The following is a 16,135-nucleotide window of genomic DNA, read 5'->3' on the forward strand; positions in this document are numbered from 1 at the left end:
CGACCCGTGTAACGCGCCGAAGTCTAGAATAATCGAACCCGTTTCCGGAGAATTATGTGCCTCTGACCGGTTGCGAAGCGGGCGCGAGGGTTTTACCTCGGCTAAAGAGTTCTAAGTCACAGGTATCAGCGCCGAGACCGCTCCCAGCCGGATCAGGAGACCAGCATGTTCAACCGCCCGCTTTACGATGCCAATGCCAACGGAGGCTCAAACCCGCTCGGTGATCTGCCCGAATGGGACCTGAGCGATCTTTACACCGGGGAAGACGCCACCGAGCTGAAGCGCGATCTGGATTGGCTGGAGCAGGCTTGCGCGAGCTTTGCCACCGACTATGAAGGCAAGCTCGCGGATCTCGACGCGGCGGGCTTTCTCGACTGCGTGCTGCGCAACGAAAAGATCAACCAGATCGCCGGGCGCATCATGTCCTTTGCCGGTCTGCGCTATTACCAGCTGACCACCGATGCGGGCCGGGCCAAGTTCATGGCGGACCTGCAGGAGAAGATTACCAATTTCACCACACCGTTGGTGTTTTTCACACTGGAGATCAACCGCCTGGCCGACGACCATCTCGACACGCTTTATGCGCAGAACTCGGACCTCGCCCGTTACAAGCCCATCTTCGACCGCATCCGGGCGATGAAACCCTATCAGCTGAGCGATGAGCTGGAGAAATTCCTGCATGACCTCGGCGTTGTGGGTGACGCATGGGAGCGGCTTTTCGACGAAACCATCGCGGGGCTGGAATTCGAGGTGGACGGCGAGACGCTGAACATCGAGGGCACGCTCAACCTGCTGACCGACCCCGACCGCGCCAAGCGGGAAGCGGCGGCGCGCGAGTTGGCTGCTGTGTTTGCCGAAAATATCAAGACCTTCGCGCGCGTCCACAATACCCAGGCGAAGGAGAAAGAGATCGTTGACAGGTGGCGCGGGATGGAAACGGCCCAACTCGGCCGCCATCTGAGCAACCAGGTGGAACCGGAAGTGGTCGAGGCGCTGCGCAATGCAGTTGTCGAGGCCTATCCGAAGCTCAGCCACCGGTACTATGAACTCAAGCGCAAGTGGCTGGGCCTCGACAAGATGCAGGTCTGGGACCGCAACGCGCCGCTGCCGATGGAAGACAATCGCATCGTGAACTGGACCGAAGCCGAGCAGGTGGTGATGGAGGCCTACAATGCCTTTGACCCGCGGATGAGGGAGATTGCCGAGCCGTTCTTCCGCAAAGGCTGGATCGACGCTGGCGTGAAACCGGGCAAGGCGCCCGGGGCCTTCGCCCACCCCACGGTGACGAATGTGCACCCTTACGTGATGCTCAACTACCTCGGCAAGCCGCGCGATGTGATGACCTTGGCGCATGAGCTGGGCCACGGCGTGCACCAAGTCTTGGCCGCCGAACAGGGCGAGATGCTGTCGTCAACACCGCTGACATTGGCCGAGACGGCCTCGGTCTTCGGTGAAATGCTCACCTTCCGCAAAATGCTGGACGGCGCTGCGGATGACGCGCAACGCAAGGTGCTGCTCGCGGGTAAGGTCGAGGACATGATCAACACGGTTGTGCGGCAGATCGCGTTTTACGACTTCGAATGCAAGCTGCATGCGGCCCGGCGCGGCGGAGAGTTGACTCCGGATGACATCAATGCGCTGTGGATGTCTGTGCAGGCCGAAAGCCTCGGGCCGGCCTTCGAGTTCATGGAGGGGTATGAAACCTTCTGGGCCTACATCCCGCATTTCGTGCACTCCCCCTTCTACGTCTATGCCTATGCCTTTGGCGACGGGCTGGTGAACGCGCTTTATGCGGTTTACGCGGAAGGCGACCCGGGCTTCGAAGAAAAATACTTCGATATGCTGAAGGCGGGCGGCTCCAAACACCACAAGGAGCTGCTGGCGCCTTTCGGTCTCGATGCCTCCGACCCGGCGTTCTGGGACAAGGGGCTCAGCATGATTTCCGGCTTCATCGACGAGTTGGAGGCGATGGAGGGCTGAGGCCCTCCTGCCATCAAGTCAGCGCCATCTCATCCCTAGCCGAGAGGAAGCCTTTGACGATCTGGTGAATGCCGTCTGACCCGCCGGCCAGAATGAGGGCGGTGAAGAGCACATCCACCGCGACAAAGAACTGAGTCTGATCGAACAAGCCTAGAAATTTGTTCGCCGCTGAAATGCTGGAGATATCGACGAATTCAGACAGAACCGTCGTGCCTGTGAGCGCGACGAGACCGCCCAGCACCGTGGCCGTCGTTGCCGCAAAGGCCGCCTTTTCGGTGCCCAGCTCTTCGCGCTGTGGCATGGCCACCTGATCCGCCTCGATCTTGTCTTTCTTGGAGGCCCTGATCTGGTCGCGCAACCGCTTGATCGTGGCGTTTTTCGCTTCATTGGCGGCGGCCAGCGCCGCTTGGTCGGTCATCGCCGGGACCGGCTGTTGCAGTTCCATATCCAGCGCGGATTGCAAGATCACACACTTCCGCTGAAGCTTGACCACCTCGGCGTCGACGTCCAATTCGCGCTTCATGAACTTGTTGTTCACGATGACCTCGACGGCGCGTTCGATCAGCAAGGCGAAAAACGTCAGGGCCAGCAAATGGGTCACCACCCGCTCTGCAAGACCGTCCTCGAAGGATATGCTGCCAAAGCCGATGGCCGCGGCATAGGCAGCAACCGCGGCCACAATGAATATCGCAAAATAGGGGCCGTATTTCATTTTAATCTCCTAAAACAATGTCTTGATCAAAGAACTTCAATAAAAACTTACGTGACCGCGCGGTAAAAAGAACACGGTCAGCGGAGCCTGCGCCAAAGGGTGGCCTAGGTGCACGCCGGAAAAATTGGCGGCAGGCTCACGCCGAGCACGAAGCGCTCGAGCCAGATGCTACCCTATTCTTGGCGCGCAATCTAGCAAAGCGGCACATGACACCCACAAACGTGGTCCGCCCAAGGTCAGGCACGGGTGGGCTTGGGCGGTCCATGTCGTTGGTCGTTGGGGGCGACGCGTTTCGCGCTAATCCCGGCGCAGTCCAGATTACACGCTGGTCAGCATGCCCTTCTCGCGGGCCAGATCGCGCATCTTTTTCTGCAGCTTTTCAAAGGCGCGCACCTCGATCTGCCGGATGCGCTCACGGCTCACGTCGTACTCGGTGCTCAGATCTTCCAAGGTCACGGTCTGGTCCGACAAGCGCCGCTGAGTGAGAATGTCTTTCTCACGATCGTTCAGCACGCTCATCGCTTCGGCCAGCAGCTCGCGGCGCGCTTCAAGCTCGTTGCGCGCCTCATAATCACCAGCCTGATCCGCATCCTCATCCTCAAGCCAATCCTGCCACTGCATAGCGCCTTCGGTCTCTGATCCAACCGTCGCATTGAGTGACGCGTCACCGCCAGACATGCGGCGGTTCATCGAAATGACCTCTTCTTCAGTCACACCAAGGTCGGTTGCGATCTTGGCAACGTTTTCCGGACGCAGATCACCCTCTTCTAGCGCTCCAATCCGGTTCTTGGCCTTGCGCAGATTGAAGAACAGCTTCTTCTGCCCCGAGGTTGTGCCGAGCTTCACGAGGCTCCAGCTGCGCAGGATGTATTCCTGGATCGAGGCACGGATCCACCACATCGCATAGGTCGCAAGACGGAAGCCCTTCTCCGGGTCAAACCGTTTCACAGCTTGCATGAGGCCCACGTTGGCCTCGGAAATCACTTCAGCCTGTGGCAAGCCATAGCCGCGATAACCCATGGCGATCTTGGCCGCGAGACGCAGGTGCGAGGTCACCATCTTGTGGGCCGCCTCGGTGTCCTGTTCTTCGACCCAGCGCTTGGCGAGCATGTACTCCTCTTCGGGCTCCAGCAGCGGAAACTTGCGGATTTCCTGCATGTAGCGGTTCAACCCGCCTTCTGGCGTCGGGGCCGGTAGATTTGCATAATTTGCCATTAGAGCCTCCCAATGTTTAAGGGCTTAACATAGAATATGGTGTCTGAACCGATCAGTTCAAGTCAGGTCCTGCGAAAATGTTAACGGGAACAGTATCGCGTCTCTGTTAATGAAAGACTGACATGAAGGGCCAGCGTTAACACTTCACGTGACAGTGCGCTCACGCAGGCTTGCTTTATGTGTCAGTCCTCACCGAAGCGCGGCGAGCAAATCGCTGATATCCTGGGGCAACGGCGCCTCGAACCGCAGCTTTTCGCCTGTTACCGGGTGATCGAAGCCCAAAACAGCTGCGTGCAGCGCCTGCCGCGGGAACGATTTGACCGCCTCTATCCCCACGTCACCGAGCGCCTTTGCTGGCAGCTTCCGCTTGCCGCCATAGGTGGGATCGCCGACCAAGCTATGCCCGGCATGAGCGAGATGCACCCGGATTTGGTGGGTGCGCCCAGTTTCCAGCCAGCATTCCATGAGCGCCACCACCGGCGGCTGACCGAACCGCTCAACCGTCCGGGCCCGCGTCACCGCATGGCGCCCGCCCTGAAACAGCACCGCCTGACGCTGGCGGTCGGTCTTGTGCCGCGCAAGCTGCGTGGAAATCTTCAGGATATTGCCGGGCTCGAAACTGGCGCCCTTAATGCCGCGCAGGCGCGGATCATTGCCGTCCGGCACGCCGTAAACGACCGCATTGTAGTAACGCTCTGCCGTATGCGCTTCGAACTGCGCGGCAAGACCATGGTGCGCCGCATCGGACTTGGCGACAACCAGAAGACCGGAGGTGTCCTTGTCGATCCGGTGCACGATCCCGGGCCGCTTCATCCCGCCGACACCCGACAGCTCATCGCCGCAGTGGGCCAGCAGCGCATTGACCAGCGTGCCGGACGGCGTGCCCGGCGCCGGATGAACCACCATGCCCGCAGGCTTGTTCACGACGATGACATCATCGTCCTCATACATGATCTCAAGCGGGATCGGTTCGGGCAGGATATGGCTCTCCTGCGCCTCTTCGATGTCGATGGTCACGTCCGCCCCGGCCGTCACACGTGCCTTGGGGTCGCGCTGCGCCACGCCATCCACCAGAACCGCCCCCGCCGCAATCAGCCGTGCAAGGCGTGTGCGCGACAGCGCCGCCTCCTCTGGCACATCGCGCGCAAGCGCCTTATCAAGACGCGGCGGCGGTGTGTCGTCGATGGTAAAGCGAATTTGGCGAGACGGCATGGACAACCCTGAAACAGACGCGGACGCAGCGCCGCAGGAGCCCGCGAACCTGCGGTTTCTGCGCCGACTGGTGACAGTGCTGACCGCCACGATGATTGGCGGTGTCATACTGATCATTCTGCTGATTGTCATGCGTTTCAACGCACCTGCCCCGGATTTGCCCGATGCGATTGCTTTGCCCGGCGGGGCCAAGGCGATCAGCTTTACCCAAGGCCCGGACTGGTATGCCGTGGCAACCGATGCAGATGAAATCCTGATCTTTGATCGGATTACCGGGCAGCTGCGCCAGACGATTGCCATCGAGTAAGAACTCTCCAATAAATCCAGATAGCTACACAGCTCAGCGCCGCGCGGAGATCACGCCTTGGACCTTGCCCTGAAAGTCATCGAGATCACCGCGCCGGTCTTCCTGTTGGCTGCAATCGGCTATGCTTGGGTGAAACTGGGCTTTGAGTATCGGGTCCAGTTCGTCACGCGCCTGTCAATGACCCTGGCAGTTCCAGCGCTGATCTTCGTGGCGCTGATGGAGACGGAAATCCCCGCGCAGTCTCTCTCCCAGATCAGCGTGGCGGCGATGATCGGTTATGCCTTGGCGGCCTTCGGTGCGTGGTGTTTCGTGCGCCTCACCGGTCTTGATCTGCGCACCTATCTCGCGCCGATCATGATGGGCAACACCGGGAACATCGGGCTGCCCCTCGCGTTCTTTGCCTATGGTGATGAGGGCTTTGGTTACGCGGTGGTTGTCTTCGCAATCTCGTCGATCTTCGCCTTCACCTTCGGCGTCTGGACTGTGGCACGGACCAATTCGCCGCTGACCATGTTCAAGGAACCTATGGTCGCGGCGACGCTGCTGGGCGCGCTGTTTCTCTGGCAGGGCTGGCAGACACCACCTGTGGTCACCAACACCCTGTCGCTGCTGGGCCAGATGGCGATTCCTCTGATGCTGATCACCCTCGGGGTCGCAGTTGCCCGGCTCAGCCCGCAGAATTTTGGCCGGTCCTTGTGGATTGCGCTCGTCAAAATTTCGCTCTGTGTCAGCATCGGGTGGAGCCTGGGCCTATGGTTCGACCTGCCCCATGTGGCTTTTGGCATTCTTGTTCTGCAACTGGCCGCGCCCGCTGCCGTGACCAGCTATCTGATTGCCGAGAAATACGGCGCTGATGCGCAGGCCGTCGCAGGTCTCGTGGTCGTCTCCACGCTGCTGTCTGTGATCACCTTGCCGGTGCTGCTCAGCATCGTGCTGTAACAGCCGAAATCGGCACGCAGCGCGGGTGAAATGTCCGAGTGGGGTGGTACCACCTCCTGGGCTCGAACCAGGGACCTCCTGATCCACAATCAGGCGCTCTAACCAACTGAGCTAAGGCGGCACTGCTGCGGATTTAGCCGCCTGGTTTGGAGATTGCAAGGGGATTAGAACTGATAGGTCCAGCTCTGTTCCACCAGATCCTGACCGAAGGAATGCACCGGTTTGGTGCTCACCAAATCCCACCCGTTGGAGCGATAGAGCGCACAGGCGGCGGCGTGGCTCTCATGGGTCCAAAGCTGCATTCCTTCATATCCGTGATCCTGCGCGAACCCCATGCAGGTGGCCAGCAGCCGCTTGCCAAGGCCCTTGCCGCGGGCTTCGGGCACGAGCAGGAACAGGCGCAGCTTGGCGGTGGTGTCGGACAGCCTAACACAGAAGATCGAGCCCAGGCGCTGCCCGGCTTCCTCCGCAATCCACCCGCGCTCGCAGTCCCTGTCATGCTCCGCGATGAACGCATCGAGGATCTCTGCCACCAACACGCCAAAGCTCGCGTCAAAGCCTTCGGCTTGCGCATAAAGCGTGCCGTGCTGGGTGACCAGCCAATCCCGGTCCTCCGGTGTGAACGTTCGAATGCGCACCTCTGCCATGGGCGCAGCAAATCGCAGGACGGCTTGCGTTTCAAGGCCGCGCAGGCTAGCGATGCATCCACCTCAAACGGGAGAGTACGGATGGGCATCGACACCGAGCGCGAGATCGAAGCGAACCTTCAGATTGGGCCAACGGACAAGGGCATGGTGCGCATTTATGTCGAGTCGGACGGTGTTGAAATCCCTATGGATTTCTCACCTGACGATGCCGATGAGATCGCCGAGGAGATTGCTGCTGCAGCCAACCGGGCCCGCAATATGCGCCAGAAGCGTCGTTAGCCCCACTCCAGCGCCATTTCGGGGTCGCGCAGGCCTTGCAACCGCCGGGCCGCCGTAGTCGCCACTTTCTGAATCAATACCTTGCGGCGGGCTGCGGCCAGCCTGGCCTCCGGCCCCATCCGGATCACCTCGCCGCCGTAGGCATCCGCGATGATGAGCCCGGTCTCGGCAGGGAGAAGCTCCGTCGGGAAGCTCTCATCGACGGCCCAGAAGAAGCGGTCGCACCAGTCCAGGTAGCCGTCCCATTTGTGATCCGATTGAAAGTCAGCCCGGCTGGATTTGCATTCGATCACCCAGATTTCGCCCTTGGGCCCCAGCCCCATGACGTCGACCCGCAAACCACGGGCTGGGACAACTTCCTCGACGCTCACAAAACCGTAGCTCGACAGCAAACGGCCCGCACCGCGGGCCAGAAGCTGTCCGGGCTGGGCGAGATGAAGATCGGTCGCAGTCATAGGCAGACTATGAACAGATCGAGAACATCGTTCAAGAATATTCGACGTCAGCGTTGCGGCGGTCTTGTCCCTCCGGCCCCGGAAGACTAAGTGCTGTCAGGACGGGTGCTGCTCTTCGCGTGACTGGTTACGTTCCAGTGGCCTTAAGCAAATCCGAGGGAGCTGGCTCTGTCCTGGCCCTGGCCAAGTTATCTGGCGCCCACCTGTATATACAGGTCCTCGGGAATAAATACCAAACGGCTGTAGCGGGCCCGTCACACGAACCCGCTCACATCTATCAAATGTAAGAACTTGTGGTCGGCTTAGCGACGCTTATGCAGCGCGCGTTTCTCTTCGACACGAACCGGTATCAGCAGTTCCTCATGCTGAGGCTGCGCAAAGACACTGCGGATCAAACGAAGAATGTACTCAAACATTGCCGGTCTCCTTTGTATCAAAGATGGCATCCGCAGCCAAAATGTCCAGAGGCTTTTCCGCAATAATAGCGCTAACGGGCGGCTTTGCGGTCTCTTGCCGCAACCAATACGGGCACTGCCTGCCGTGGGCCACCGCCCCCATCGTTGTCGCGGTCCTCTCGTGCTGCCACAGCGGTAATAGCCCAGGCGAATTGCACGCCAGAGAAGACGATTCCGTTCAAAACCCAGAAAACGGCGACGGCCATGATGGCGACATCCGAGGTCGAGACGAGGTGCCCGAGGTTCGCGACATTCAGCCACAAAATAAGGGCCACGAAGGCCCCTGCGACAGCAAATCCAGTAAAGGCGCTTTTCATGTACAATCTGGCGACTCGCGGCATGTCTGTCTCCTTTCTCGAAAAGGTAGCGCAGAGGGCGCGCGTTTCAAAAGGCTTCTGGCTGCGACTCGCGGGCCATATGATCGAGCACGGCATTGACAAATTTCGGCTCTTTTCCATCCGGGAAAAAGGCACGCGCCACGTCTACGTATTCGGTGATCACAACTTTGGGAGGGGTCTGCTTGCTTTGCAATTCCGCACCCGCCGCCCGGAAGAGCGCCCGCAGGGTCGGGTCGATGCGGGCGATCGGCCATTTCGCCACCAGCGCGCGGTCGGTCATCTGATCGATGGGCGCCTGATAGTTCACCGCCTGCTCCAGCACCTCACCAAAGAGCTCCATGTCTCCATCCAGCATCTCGTCACCGTCATAGGTGGCCCCGAAGCGGTGATCGAGAAACTCCGCGCGCACCGCCTCGATTGTCTGTGCGGAATGCTCCATCTGAAACAGCGCCTGCACCGCATAGAGACGGGCGGCGGATTTCATTTTCCGGCGCTGGTTGCCGGAGAGGTTGCCATGCAGCGATGTCATGCGGTTTTTGATCCGTCACTTGAACCGGCGATCAGCGTGTCTTGCCCTGCGGGTTTGAAGCCGATGCCTTTGGATTGGGTCGCCCACTTACGGGCCATCGCCACCAGATGCAAGGCCGCAGCAGCCGCCCCGCCGCCCTTGTTTTGGCCATCCACATCCGCGCGCGCCTCAGCCTGCGCGAGGGTCTCGACCGTCAGTATGCCATTGCCGATGCAGAGCCCTTGCAGACCCAGCAGCTGCAGCGCCCGGCTGCTGTCGTTACAGACCGTCTCGTAATGCGTGGTCTCGCCCCGGATCACGCAGCCAAGCGCCACGTAGCCGTCGAAATTGCTGCGCCGGTCGGAAATGCCGATGGCCGTGGGCACTTCCAGCGCGCCCGGCATCTCAATTAGCTCCCACGCGGCCCCGGCCGCTTCGATCTCGGCCTTGGCGCCCGCGACCAGATTGTCCGCGATGTCCTTGTAGTAGGGCGCGACAACGATCAGGATCTTCACCGGTTTGTCGAACTCCGGGCGCGGCAGGACATAATGCTGTTCGTTGGCAGCCATCACTTACTCCGTGGTGATCGGGCGGGTGCCCACGATGGATAGATTATAGGCCTCAAGGCCCAGATACTTGGTCTGTGGGCTGTCGGTCAGCAGGATGAGGTCACGCAGGCCGAGGCTCGACATGATCTGTGCGCCGACGCCCGTGCGCTTGATCGTGCGCGGGCCATCGTCCTCGTCGCCATCCAGGCGCAGCTTGGGATGTGGTTCGCGGAAGAGCAGCACGGCCCCCCGCCCCTCTTCCGCGATAATCTCCATCGCGCGCGGCAGCTCATCCGCCGGACTGGGCCCCAGACCGAGGACATCTTCCAGCGCATTCAGCGCATGGGTGCGGACGAGCACAGGCGCATCGTCACCGAGGTCGCCTTTGCTCAGCATCACATGGTCGGTCCCGGTGATCTCATCAGCGAAGACGCGCATGTGCCACTCGCCCCCATAGGCGGAGGTCACGGTACGCTCATCGCGCAGACGCAACAGGTTGTCGTGCTTCAGCCGGTAGGAGATCAGATCACTGATCGTGCCGATCTTCAGGCCGTGGTCTTCCGCAAAGGTGACCAGGTCGGGCAGCCGCGCCATCTCGCCATCGGGTTTCATGATCTCACAGATCACGCCCGAGGGATGCAGCCCGGCGAGGCGACTGATGTCAACCGCCGCCTCAGTATGTCCCGCCCGTACCAGCACGCCACCCTGCCGTGCGCGCAGCGGGAAGATATGGCCCGGCGTCGCGATATCGGCGGCCCCGGCCTGTTCACTGATCGCCACGGCCACGGTCAGCGCGCGGTCGGCGGCGGAAATTCCGGTTGTGACCCCTTCACGCGCCTCGATCGAGACAGTGAAAGCCGTCTCGTGCCGCGAGGAGTTGTTGACCGCCATCATCGGCAGGCCCAGCGTCTCGACCCGCTCGGCGGTGATCGGCATACAAATCAGCCCACGCCCGTGGGTCGCCATGAAGTTGATGGCCTCGGCATCGGCGAATTGCGCGGGGATCACCAGATCACCCTCGTTCTCGCGGTCCTCGTGATCGACGAGGATGAACATCCGGCCCTGCCGCGCGTCTTCGATGATGTCCTGAATGGGCGCGATCTTTGCGCGCAGATCGGTCTCAATGGGCCCGGGGGTTTCAAAGCTCATGGCGCGCGTGCCTTTCATTCCACATGGGCAGGCTCATATCGCAGCGCCGATGCCTTGACCAGACGTGCCCGCCGCTCAGGACCTGTGCATTTCCGCAAGGCGCGCAACGTAACGGGCCAGCGTGTCGATCTCGAGGTTGACGCGATCTCCGAAAGCCACGTCACCCCAGGTGGTCGCCACCTTCGTATGCGGGATGAAGTTGATCCCGAAGTCTGCGCCTTCGACCTCGTTCACCGTCAAGGAGGTGCCGTTCAGCGCAACGGAGCCCTTTGGGGCGATGAACCGCGCCAAATCGTCCGGCGCGCGCAGCACAACACGCGTGCTGTCGCCTTCCTCGGTCACGGAGATCACCTCGGCAACCCCATCCACGTGGCCGGAGACAATATGACCGCCCAACTCGTCCCCCACCCGCAAAGCGCGTTCTAGGTTTACACGTGTCCCAACGGCCCAGCTGCCCAGGTTCGTCTTGTCAACAGTCTCGGCACTGACCTGCACCTCGTACCAGTCCGGGCCCAGGTCAACGACCGTGAGGCAAACCCCGTCCGATGCGATCGAGGCGCCCAAGTCGATGCTCTGCGTGTCATAGCTGGTCCGCAGCCGCGCGCGCAGATCGCCCTCCTGCGTGAGCTCAAGAACCTCGCCGATGTCGGTGACAATGCCTGTGAACATGGGGCCGCTTTCCTGTGATCCTTTTGGGGAGTTAGCCCCCGCTCCGCGCGCATGCAAGCCCCAGCGCTTGCTGGATGCGGTGCAAAATGCCATAAGCCGGGTGGGGTGACAGCAAAGAGTGAAGCGCAACCGTGACGACCCCCCCACCTGTGGCACAGGCCCTCCCCCCCACTGATCGCGTTTTTCTGTTCCTGCAGGGGCCTCATGGACCGTTCTTTTTCCAGCTTGGACAAAAACTCGCCAAGGCAGGTGCTGCGGTCTGGCGGATCGGCTTCAATACGGGTGACAGCGCCTTCTGGCCGGCCAGGCGCAGCTATATCGCCTTTCGATCCGACCAGGCGGACTGGATCGGCTTTCTGCGTGAAACACTCACCGAGAAGGCGGTCACAGACATCGTGCTCTATGGCGACACGCGCTGGATGCACGCGGAGGCGGTTGCCGAAGCGCGCGCCCGCGGCATTCGCGTGCATGTGTTTGAAGAAGGCTATCTGCGGCCCTATTGGGTCAGCTATGAGCGCGGCGGTTCAAATGGTCATTCGCCCTTGATGGACATGCCGCTGACCACCATGCGGCAACTCCAGGCGGATGCCGCGCTTGACCCGCCGGTCCCACCCGGCCACTGGGGCGACATGCGCCAGCATGTGTTCTACGGGGCCGCCTATCATGGTTTCGTCATGCTGCTGAACCAACGCTACCGCCAGTTCCGGCCGCATCGGGCGTTGAACGTGGCGCAGGAGTTTCGGCTGTATCTGCGCAGGCTTGTTCTGATGCCGTTTCAAGCGCTTGAGCGGCGCCTGGCCACCTATCGCATTCAGAAGGGCGGGTTCCCCTACCACCTTGCGCTGCTACAACTCGAACATGACAGCGCCTTTCAGAACCACGCGCCGTTCGAAACCCAGGCGGAATTCCTGCACCTGGTCATCACGCAATTCGCCGTTGGTGCTCCGGCGCATCATCATCTGGTATTCAAGGCGCATCCGCTGGAAGACGGGCGCGTGCCGCTGCGCCGCGACATCCGGCGCTTTGCCCGCGCAGCCGGGATTGCGGACAGGGTGCACTACCTGCGCGGCGGTAAGCTGGCGGGCATCCTCGACGAAGCCCGGACGGCGGTGACGGTGAATTCGACCTCTGGTCAACAGGCGCTGTGGCGCGGCATCCCGCTGAAGACATTTGGGACCGCCGTCTACAACAAGCCCGAGTTGGTCTCGGACCAGCCACTCTCCGGCTTCTTTGCGAAACCCATGCGCCCAGACCAGGAAGCCTATCGCGACTTTCGGCGGTTTTTGCTGCAAACCAGCCAGTTGCCGGGCAGTTTCTATGCCAGCCGCGGGCGGCGCCAATTGCTGCGCAAGGTGGTCGATCTGATGCTCGCAGACCGCGATCCTTACGCATTTGAGCCCCGAAAGACCGCGGCTGATCCGCAACAGTTCCGCGTGGTGCGATAGCCGCGCCGCGCCCAAGTGCTGGATTTTCAATCGAGAAGTCACTACTCTGCCCGCAACAGTCCGGAAAAAAACCGGCGATTGAGGCAGAATTCGAACAGGTCGAGGAGACCGAGCAGTGACACCTTCCGGTTTTCGATGGGTCCGCCCCATCGCTCTTGTGACGGCTTTGGCCGTCTTAGCGTCGTGCGGCTTGCCACATGTGGGACCGAACAAGCGTCAGATCTACCAGGGCTCGGTGCAGAAGGAAGGCGACGCTTTTGTCGTGGCGGTGAATGATCGGGTGACCCGCGCAATCGCGGTGGTTCCGGCACTTGGCTTCTCCGAAGGCTTCAAGAATGCCGCACCCATCGGATCGGACACGATCCGCCCCGGAGATATCCTGGGCCTCACCATCTGGGAAAACGTCGATGACGGGTTGCTGGCGGGCGAGACCAGCAACGCCACCCTGCTCGAAACCGTGCAGGTCGATGGCGACGGGTTCATCTTTGTCCCCTACGCCGGGCGCATTCGCGCCGCGGGCAATTCGCCTGAAGCGATCCGCCGCATCATCACCTCGAAGCTCGAAGACCAGACGCCGGACCCGCAGGTCGAAGTGCGCCGCGAAGCCGGCGACGGTTCGACCGTATCGCTGACCGGCGCGGTGGGTGGCCAGGGCGTCTATGCCATCGAACGACCCACCCGCACGCTCTCGACGATGCTGGCCCGCGCGGGTGGTGTGACGATCGAGCCGGAGATTGCGCAGATCACGGTCATTCGCGGGCATGAGCGCAGCCGGATCTGGTTCCAGGATCTCTACAACCACCCCGAGCTCGACATCGCCCTGCGTGGCGGTGACCGCATCCTGGTGGAAGAGGACACACGGTCCTTCACGGCGCTTGGCGCCACCGGCGCGCAGGCCCGCGTGCCCTTCCAGTCGCAAAACCTCTCGGCGCTCGAGGCGATTGCGCAAGTCGGCGGCCTTGTCTCGGCCACATCCGATGCTACCGGCGTCTTCGTGTTTCGTAACGAACCCCCCGAGGTGGCCGCCCAAGTGCTCGGGCGTGACGATCTGGTCGGAGCCCAACGCATGATCTACCTGCTCGATCTGACCGAGCCCAATGGCATGTTCGTTGCCCGCGACTTCGTGATCCGCGATGGTGACACGATCTATGTGACCGAAGCGCCGCTGGCTCAGTGGAACAAGGCGGTCTCTGCCGTCTTCGGCTCGCTCGTCAGCCCCGCCGCGTCGATCGACCAGTTGGCGAACTAACCCTCCAGATGGGCGCATCGCGTGACCCAGAGGCCGCCGGACAGGAGACTGCCCGGCGGCTTTTCGTTTACAACGGCGGCTTCCTGACCCAGACGCGCATCCGCCGCATCCTGAGCCTCAGCGGCTACCAGATCAAACTTGGCGCGCCGGGGCCAGACGACCTTGTGGGCGTCTGGGGCATGAGCCCGACGGCACACCGCGGTGAGACTGTCGCGCAGCACGCGGGAAAAGGGTTGGTGCGGGTGGAAGACGCCTGGCTGCGGTCCCTGCATCCGGGCCGCATGAAGGAGCCGCCGCTTGGCCTTCTGATTGATCATGGCGGCGTGCATTACGACCCCTCGACCGTCTCAGATCTGGAGCAGCTTCTGGCCACGCACCCGCTGGATGACACCGCACTGCTCGACACTGCGCGCGGCTTGATCGCACGGATCAAGGAGGCGCATCTGACCAAGTTCAGCGCGGTTGATCCCACACTCGCAGCCCCTGCCCCTGGGTATGTGTTGGTGCTGGACCAGACCCGTGGCGACGCTTCGGTCACCGCCTGCGGCGCCGACAGAAACCGCTTTCTCGAAATGCTCTTTGTTGCGCAGGAAGAACACCCGCGCGCGCCGATCATTATCAAGACGCACCCGGAATCCGTTGCCGGATTCCGAGCGGGCTATTTCGAAGCTCAGGATCTCTCGGAGCGGGTTACCTTTCTGACCGATCCGATCAGCCCCTGGGTGCTCTTTGACGGTGCCATCGGCGTCTACACGGTCTCGTCGCAACTGGGGTTCGAGGCGATCTTCACAGGCCACAAGCCGCGTGTTTTCGGCCAGCCGTTTTATGCAGGCTGGGGCCTGTCCGAGGATGAGTTTCCGGTGCAGCGGCGGCAACGCACGCTCACAAGAGCCCAACTCTTCGCCGGTGCGATGATGCTCTACCCGACCTGGTACGACCCTTATGAAGACCGCCTCTGCGACCTCAACACGGCGGTGGAGGCGATGGCGGCACAGGCCCGCGGCTGGCGCGACGACCGCCAAGGCTGGGTCGCCTCGGGCATGCGGTTATGGAAGCGCAAACCTCTGCAACAGTTCTTTGGCCAGCACATCCCGGTCATCTTTGAAGACGACCCCGGCAAGGCGCGCCAAACGGGCAGGCCATGGATGGTGTGGGCTGGCAAGGCACAGGTGGGTCATGACGATGCGGTACGCGTCGAAGATGGGTTCCTGCGCTCCCGCGGGCTCGGTGCCGATTTGGTACCGCCCCTGTCGTTGGTGCTGGATGATCTGGGCATCTACTACGATCCGACGCGCCCCAGCCGGTTGGAGACCTTGATTGCAAGCCGCGCGCGTTTGCGCCCCGATCAGGAGGCGCGCGCGCAGGCGATCATTCGGCGCTTGGTTGATCGCCGCCTGACCAAGTACAACCTCGAGGGCACCGCCGGTGATCTGCCCTCCGGCCACCGCATTCTCGTCGTCGGGCAGGTCGAAGATGATGCCTCCATCACACAAGGCACTACCACGGTCAGAAGCAATCTCGATCTGCTCCGCGCCGCAAGGGAGGCCAACCCGACCGCGCAGCTGATCTACAAGCCGCACCCGGATGTAGAGGCCGGGCTGCGCAGTGGCGCCTGTGATGTCGGCGGGCTGGCGGACCATGTCGCCAATGGGGCGGACCCGGTCGTACTGCTCGATCAGGTGCAAGAGGTCTGGACCATGACCTCGCTTCTGGGATTCGAGGCCCTATTGCGCGGGCTGCCGGTGACCACGCTCGGCGCGCCGTTTTACGCAGGCTGGGGCCTCACGACCGATCTCGGCGACGTGCCACCGCGCCGGCGCGCCACCCCGTCGCTCGCAGGCTTGGTGCATGCCGCACTCATCGACTACCCACGCTACATCGATCCCAAGACCGGTCTGCCCTGCCCTGTCGAGGTGGTCATCGACCGGCTGGCCACTGGGGTGCTCCACCGCAGATCGGTCGCCAACAGGCTGCTCGCGAAGTTCCAAGGGCTCCTCGCAGGCCATGCGGGGCTGTGGCGGCGCTAGG

General features: G+C 61.7%; 17 protein-coding genes and 1 tRNA gene. 7 read left to right on the forward strand and 11 right to left on the reverse strand.

What is annotated here, in order from left to right; translation table 11 throughout:
- Positions 1 to 165: 165 nt before the first annotated feature.
- Positions 166 to 1,980 carry a M3 family oligoendopeptidase gene (locus tag ACVC7O_RS14130; protein WP_458322756.1) on the forward strand — a complete coding sequence of 605 codons (1,815 nt, stop codon included), beginning with the start codon at positions 166 to 168 and terminating at the stop codon, positions 1,978 to 1,980.
- Between the two features lie 13 nt (positions 1,981 to 1,993).
- On the opposite strand, the gene ACVC7O_RS14135 is transcribed toward ACVC7O_RS14130, so the two are convergent.
- From ACVC7O_RS14135 to ACVC7O_RS14145, 3 genes are all read right to left on the reverse strand, one after another.
- Positions 1,994 to 2,692, reverse strand: coding sequence for a hypothetical protein (locus ACVC7O_RS14135; protein ID WP_458322757.1), 699 nt, complete (start codon positions 2,690 to 2,692; stop codon positions 1,994 to 1,996).
- Positions 2,693 to 3,010: 318 nt separating this feature from the next.
- Entirely contained in the window at positions 3,011 to 3,907 is an 897-nt protein-coding gene (gene rpoH / locus ACVC7O_RS14140; RefSeq protein ID WP_458322758.1) for an RNA polymerase sigma factor RpoH, read from the reverse strand.
- Positions 3,908 to 4,096: 189 nt separating this feature from the next.
- Positions 4,097 to 5,119 carry an RluA family pseudouridine synthase gene (locus tag ACVC7O_RS14145; protein WP_458322759.1) on the reverse strand — a complete coding sequence of 341 codons (1,023 nt, stop codon included), beginning with the start codon at positions 5,117 to 5,119 and terminating at the stop codon, positions 4,097 to 4,099.
- On the opposite strand from ACVC7O_RS14145, the gene ACVC7O_RS14150 reads away from it, so the two are divergent.
- Positions 5,118 to 5,426 carry a DUF6476 family protein gene (locus tag ACVC7O_RS14150; RefSeq protein ID WP_458322760.1) on the forward strand — a complete coding sequence of 103 codons (309 nt, stop codon included), beginning with the start codon at positions 5,118 to 5,120 and terminating at the stop codon, positions 5,424 to 5,426. The two genes, ACVC7O_RS14145 and ACVC7O_RS14150, sit on opposite strands and share 2 nt — an antisense overlap.
- A gap of 57 nt (positions 5,427 to 5,483) precedes the next feature.
- Positions 5,484 to 6,365, forward strand: coding sequence for an AEC family transporter (locus ACVC7O_RS14155; RefSeq protein ID WP_458322761.1), 882 nt, complete (start codon positions 5,484 to 5,486; stop codon positions 6,363 to 6,365).
- A gap of 44 nt (positions 6,366 to 6,409) precedes the next feature.
- Here ACVC7O_RS14155 and ACVC7O_RS14160 read toward each other — a convergent pair.
- Positions 6,410 to 6,486, reverse strand: a tRNA-His gene (locus ACVC7O_RS14160).
- A gap of 43 nt (positions 6,487 to 6,529) precedes the next feature.
- On the reverse strand, positions 6,530 to 7,012 hold the full coding sequence (locus ACVC7O_RS14165; RefSeq protein ID WP_458322762.1) for an N-acetyltransferase family protein: 483 nt from the start codon (positions 7,010 to 7,012) through the stop codon (positions 6,530 to 6,532).
- Positions 7,013 to 7,093: 81 nt separating this feature from the next.
- Between ACVC7O_RS14165 and ACVC7O_RS14170 the strand changes: the two genes are divergently transcribed.
- Positions 7,094 to 7,291 (forward strand): DUF6324 family protein, encoded by a 198-nt coding sequence (locus ACVC7O_RS14170; RefSeq protein WP_458322763.1) that lies wholly within the window; start codon positions 7,094 to 7,096, stop codon positions 7,289 to 7,291.
- Here ACVC7O_RS14170 and ACVC7O_RS14175 read toward each other — a convergent pair.
- The 6 genes from ACVC7O_RS14175 to ACVC7O_RS14200 all read right to left on the reverse strand — a co-directional run bounded on the left by ACVC7O_RS14175 (position 7,288) and on the right by ACVC7O_RS14200 (position 11,413).
- Entirely contained in the window at positions 7,288 to 7,746 is a 459-nt protein-coding gene (locus tag ACVC7O_RS14175) for an MmcB family DNA repair protein (protein ID WP_458322764.1), read from the reverse strand. The two genes, ACVC7O_RS14170 and ACVC7O_RS14175, sit on opposite strands and share 4 nt — an antisense overlap.
- A gap of 487 nt (positions 7,747 to 8,233) precedes the next feature.
- Positions 8,234 to 8,542 carry a hypothetical protein gene (locus ACVC7O_RS14180; protein WP_458322765.1) on the reverse strand — a complete coding sequence of 103 codons (309 nt, stop codon included), beginning with the start codon at positions 8,540 to 8,542 and terminating at the stop codon, positions 8,234 to 8,236.
- Positions 8,543 to 8,585: 43 nt separating this feature from the next.
- Positions 8,586 to 9,068: a transcription antitermination factor NusB gene (gene nusB, locus ACVC7O_RS14185; RefSeq protein WP_458322766.1), complete on the reverse strand. Its 483-nt coding sequence runs from the start codon at positions 9,066 to 9,068 to the stop codon at positions 8,586 to 8,588.
- On the reverse strand, positions 9,065 to 9,616 hold the full coding sequence (locus tag ACVC7O_RS14190) for a 6,7-dimethyl-8-ribityllumazine synthase (protein ID WP_458322767.1): 552 nt from the start codon (positions 9,614 to 9,616) through the stop codon (positions 9,065 to 9,067). The genes nusB and ACVC7O_RS14190 overlap by 4 nt, the downstream gene beginning before the upstream one ends.
- 3 nt (positions 9,617 to 9,619) lie before the next feature.
- The gene (gene ribB, locus ACVC7O_RS14195; RefSeq protein ID WP_458322768.1) at positions 9,620 to 10,744 is read right to left on the reverse strand and encodes a 3,4-dihydroxy-2-butanone-4-phosphate synthase; all 1,125 of its coding nucleotides are present in this window, start codon (positions 10,742 to 10,744) and stop codon (positions 9,620 to 9,622) included.
- A gap of 75 nt (positions 10,745 to 10,819) precedes the next feature.
- Positions 10,820 to 11,413, reverse strand: a complete 594-nt coding sequence (locus tag ACVC7O_RS14200) for a riboflavin synthase (RefSeq protein ID WP_458322769.1) — start codon at positions 11,411 to 11,413, stop codon at positions 10,820 to 10,822.
- Between the two features lie 131 nt (positions 11,414 to 11,544).
- On the opposite strand from ACVC7O_RS14200, the gene ACVC7O_RS14205 reads away from it, so the two are divergent.
- The 3 genes from ACVC7O_RS14205 (at position 11,545) to ACVC7O_RS14215 (ending at position 16,134) form a co-directional block, all read left to right on the forward strand.
- On the forward strand, positions 11,545 to 12,858 hold the full coding sequence (locus tag ACVC7O_RS14205) for a capsule biosynthesis protein (protein ID WP_458322770.1): 1,314 nt from the start codon (positions 11,545 to 11,547) through the stop codon (positions 12,856 to 12,858).
- A 115-nt stretch (positions 12,859 to 12,973) separates the two neighbouring features.
- On the forward strand, positions 12,974 to 14,107 hold the full coding sequence (locus ACVC7O_RS14210) for a polysaccharide biosynthesis/export family protein (protein ID WP_458322771.1): 1,134 nt from the start codon (positions 12,974 to 12,976) through the stop codon (positions 14,105 to 14,107).
- 8 nt (positions 14,108 to 14,115) lie between these two features.
- On the forward strand, positions 14,116 to 16,134 hold the full coding sequence (locus ACVC7O_RS14215; RefSeq protein WP_458322772.1) for a capsular polysaccharide biosynthesis protein: 2,019 nt from the start codon (positions 14,116 to 14,118) through the stop codon (positions 16,132 to 16,134).
- The last annotated feature ends 1 nt before the right edge of the window (position 16,135 follow it).

It is taken from the genome of Roseobacter cerffii, from assembly GCF_054226325.1.

Bases quoted from the DNA above. Each gene is read 5' to 3' on its own strand.
- ACVC7O_RS14145 (WP_458322759.1), bottom strand. From the start codon at position 5,119: ATGCCGTCTCGCCAAATTCGCTTTACCATCGACGACACACCGCCGCCG.
- nusB (WP_458322766.1), bottom strand. From the start codon at position 9,068: ATGACATCGCTGCATGGCAACCTCTCCGGCAACCAGCGCCGGAAAATG.
- ribB (WP_458322768.1), bottom strand. From the start codon at position 10,744: ATGAGCTTTGAAACCCCCGGGCCCATTGAGACCGATCTGCGCGCAAAG.
- ACVC7O_RS14200 (WP_458322769.1), bottom strand. From the start codon at position 11,413: ATGTTCACAGGCATTGTCACCGACATCGGCGAGGTTCTTGAGCTCACG.
- ACVC7O_RS14180 (WP_458322765.1), bottom strand. From the start codon at position 8,542: ATGCCGCGAGTCGCCAGATTGTACATGAAAAGCGCCTTTACTGGATTT.
- ACVC7O_RS14165 (WP_458322762.1), bottom strand. From the start codon at position 7,012: ATGGCAGAGGTGCGCATTCGAACGTTCACACCGGAGGACCGGGATTGG.
- ACVC7O_RS14215 (WP_458322772.1), top strand. From the start codon at position 14,116: ATGGGCGCATCGCGTGACCCAGAGGCCGCCGGACAGGAGACTGCCCGG.
- ACVC7O_RS14175 (WP_458322764.1), bottom strand. From the start codon at position 7,746: ATGACTGCGACCGATCTTCATCTCGCCCAGCCCGGACAGCTTCTGGCC.
- rpoH (WP_458322758.1), bottom strand. From the start codon at position 3,907: ATGGCAAATTATGCAAATCTACCGGCCCCGACGCCAGAAGGCGGGTTG.
- ACVC7O_RS14130 (WP_458322756.1), top strand. From the start codon at position 166: ATGTTCAACCGCCCGCTTTACGATGCCAATGCCAACGGAGGCTCAAAC.
- ACVC7O_RS14170 (WP_458322763.1), top strand. From the start codon at position 7,094: ATGGGCATCGACACCGAGCGCGAGATCGAAGCGAACCTTCAGATTGGG.
- ACVC7O_RS14135 (WP_458322757.1), bottom strand. From the start codon at position 2,692: ATGAAATACGGCCCCTATTTTGCGATATTCATTGTGGCCGCGGTTGCT.
- ACVC7O_RS14190 (WP_458322767.1), bottom strand. From the start codon at position 9,616: ATGGCTGCCAACGAACAGCATTATGTCCTGCCGCGCCCGGAGTTCGAC.
- ACVC7O_RS14150 (WP_458322760.1), top strand. From the start codon at position 5,118: ATGGACAACCCTGAAACAGACGCGGACGCAGCGCCGCAGGAGCCCGCG.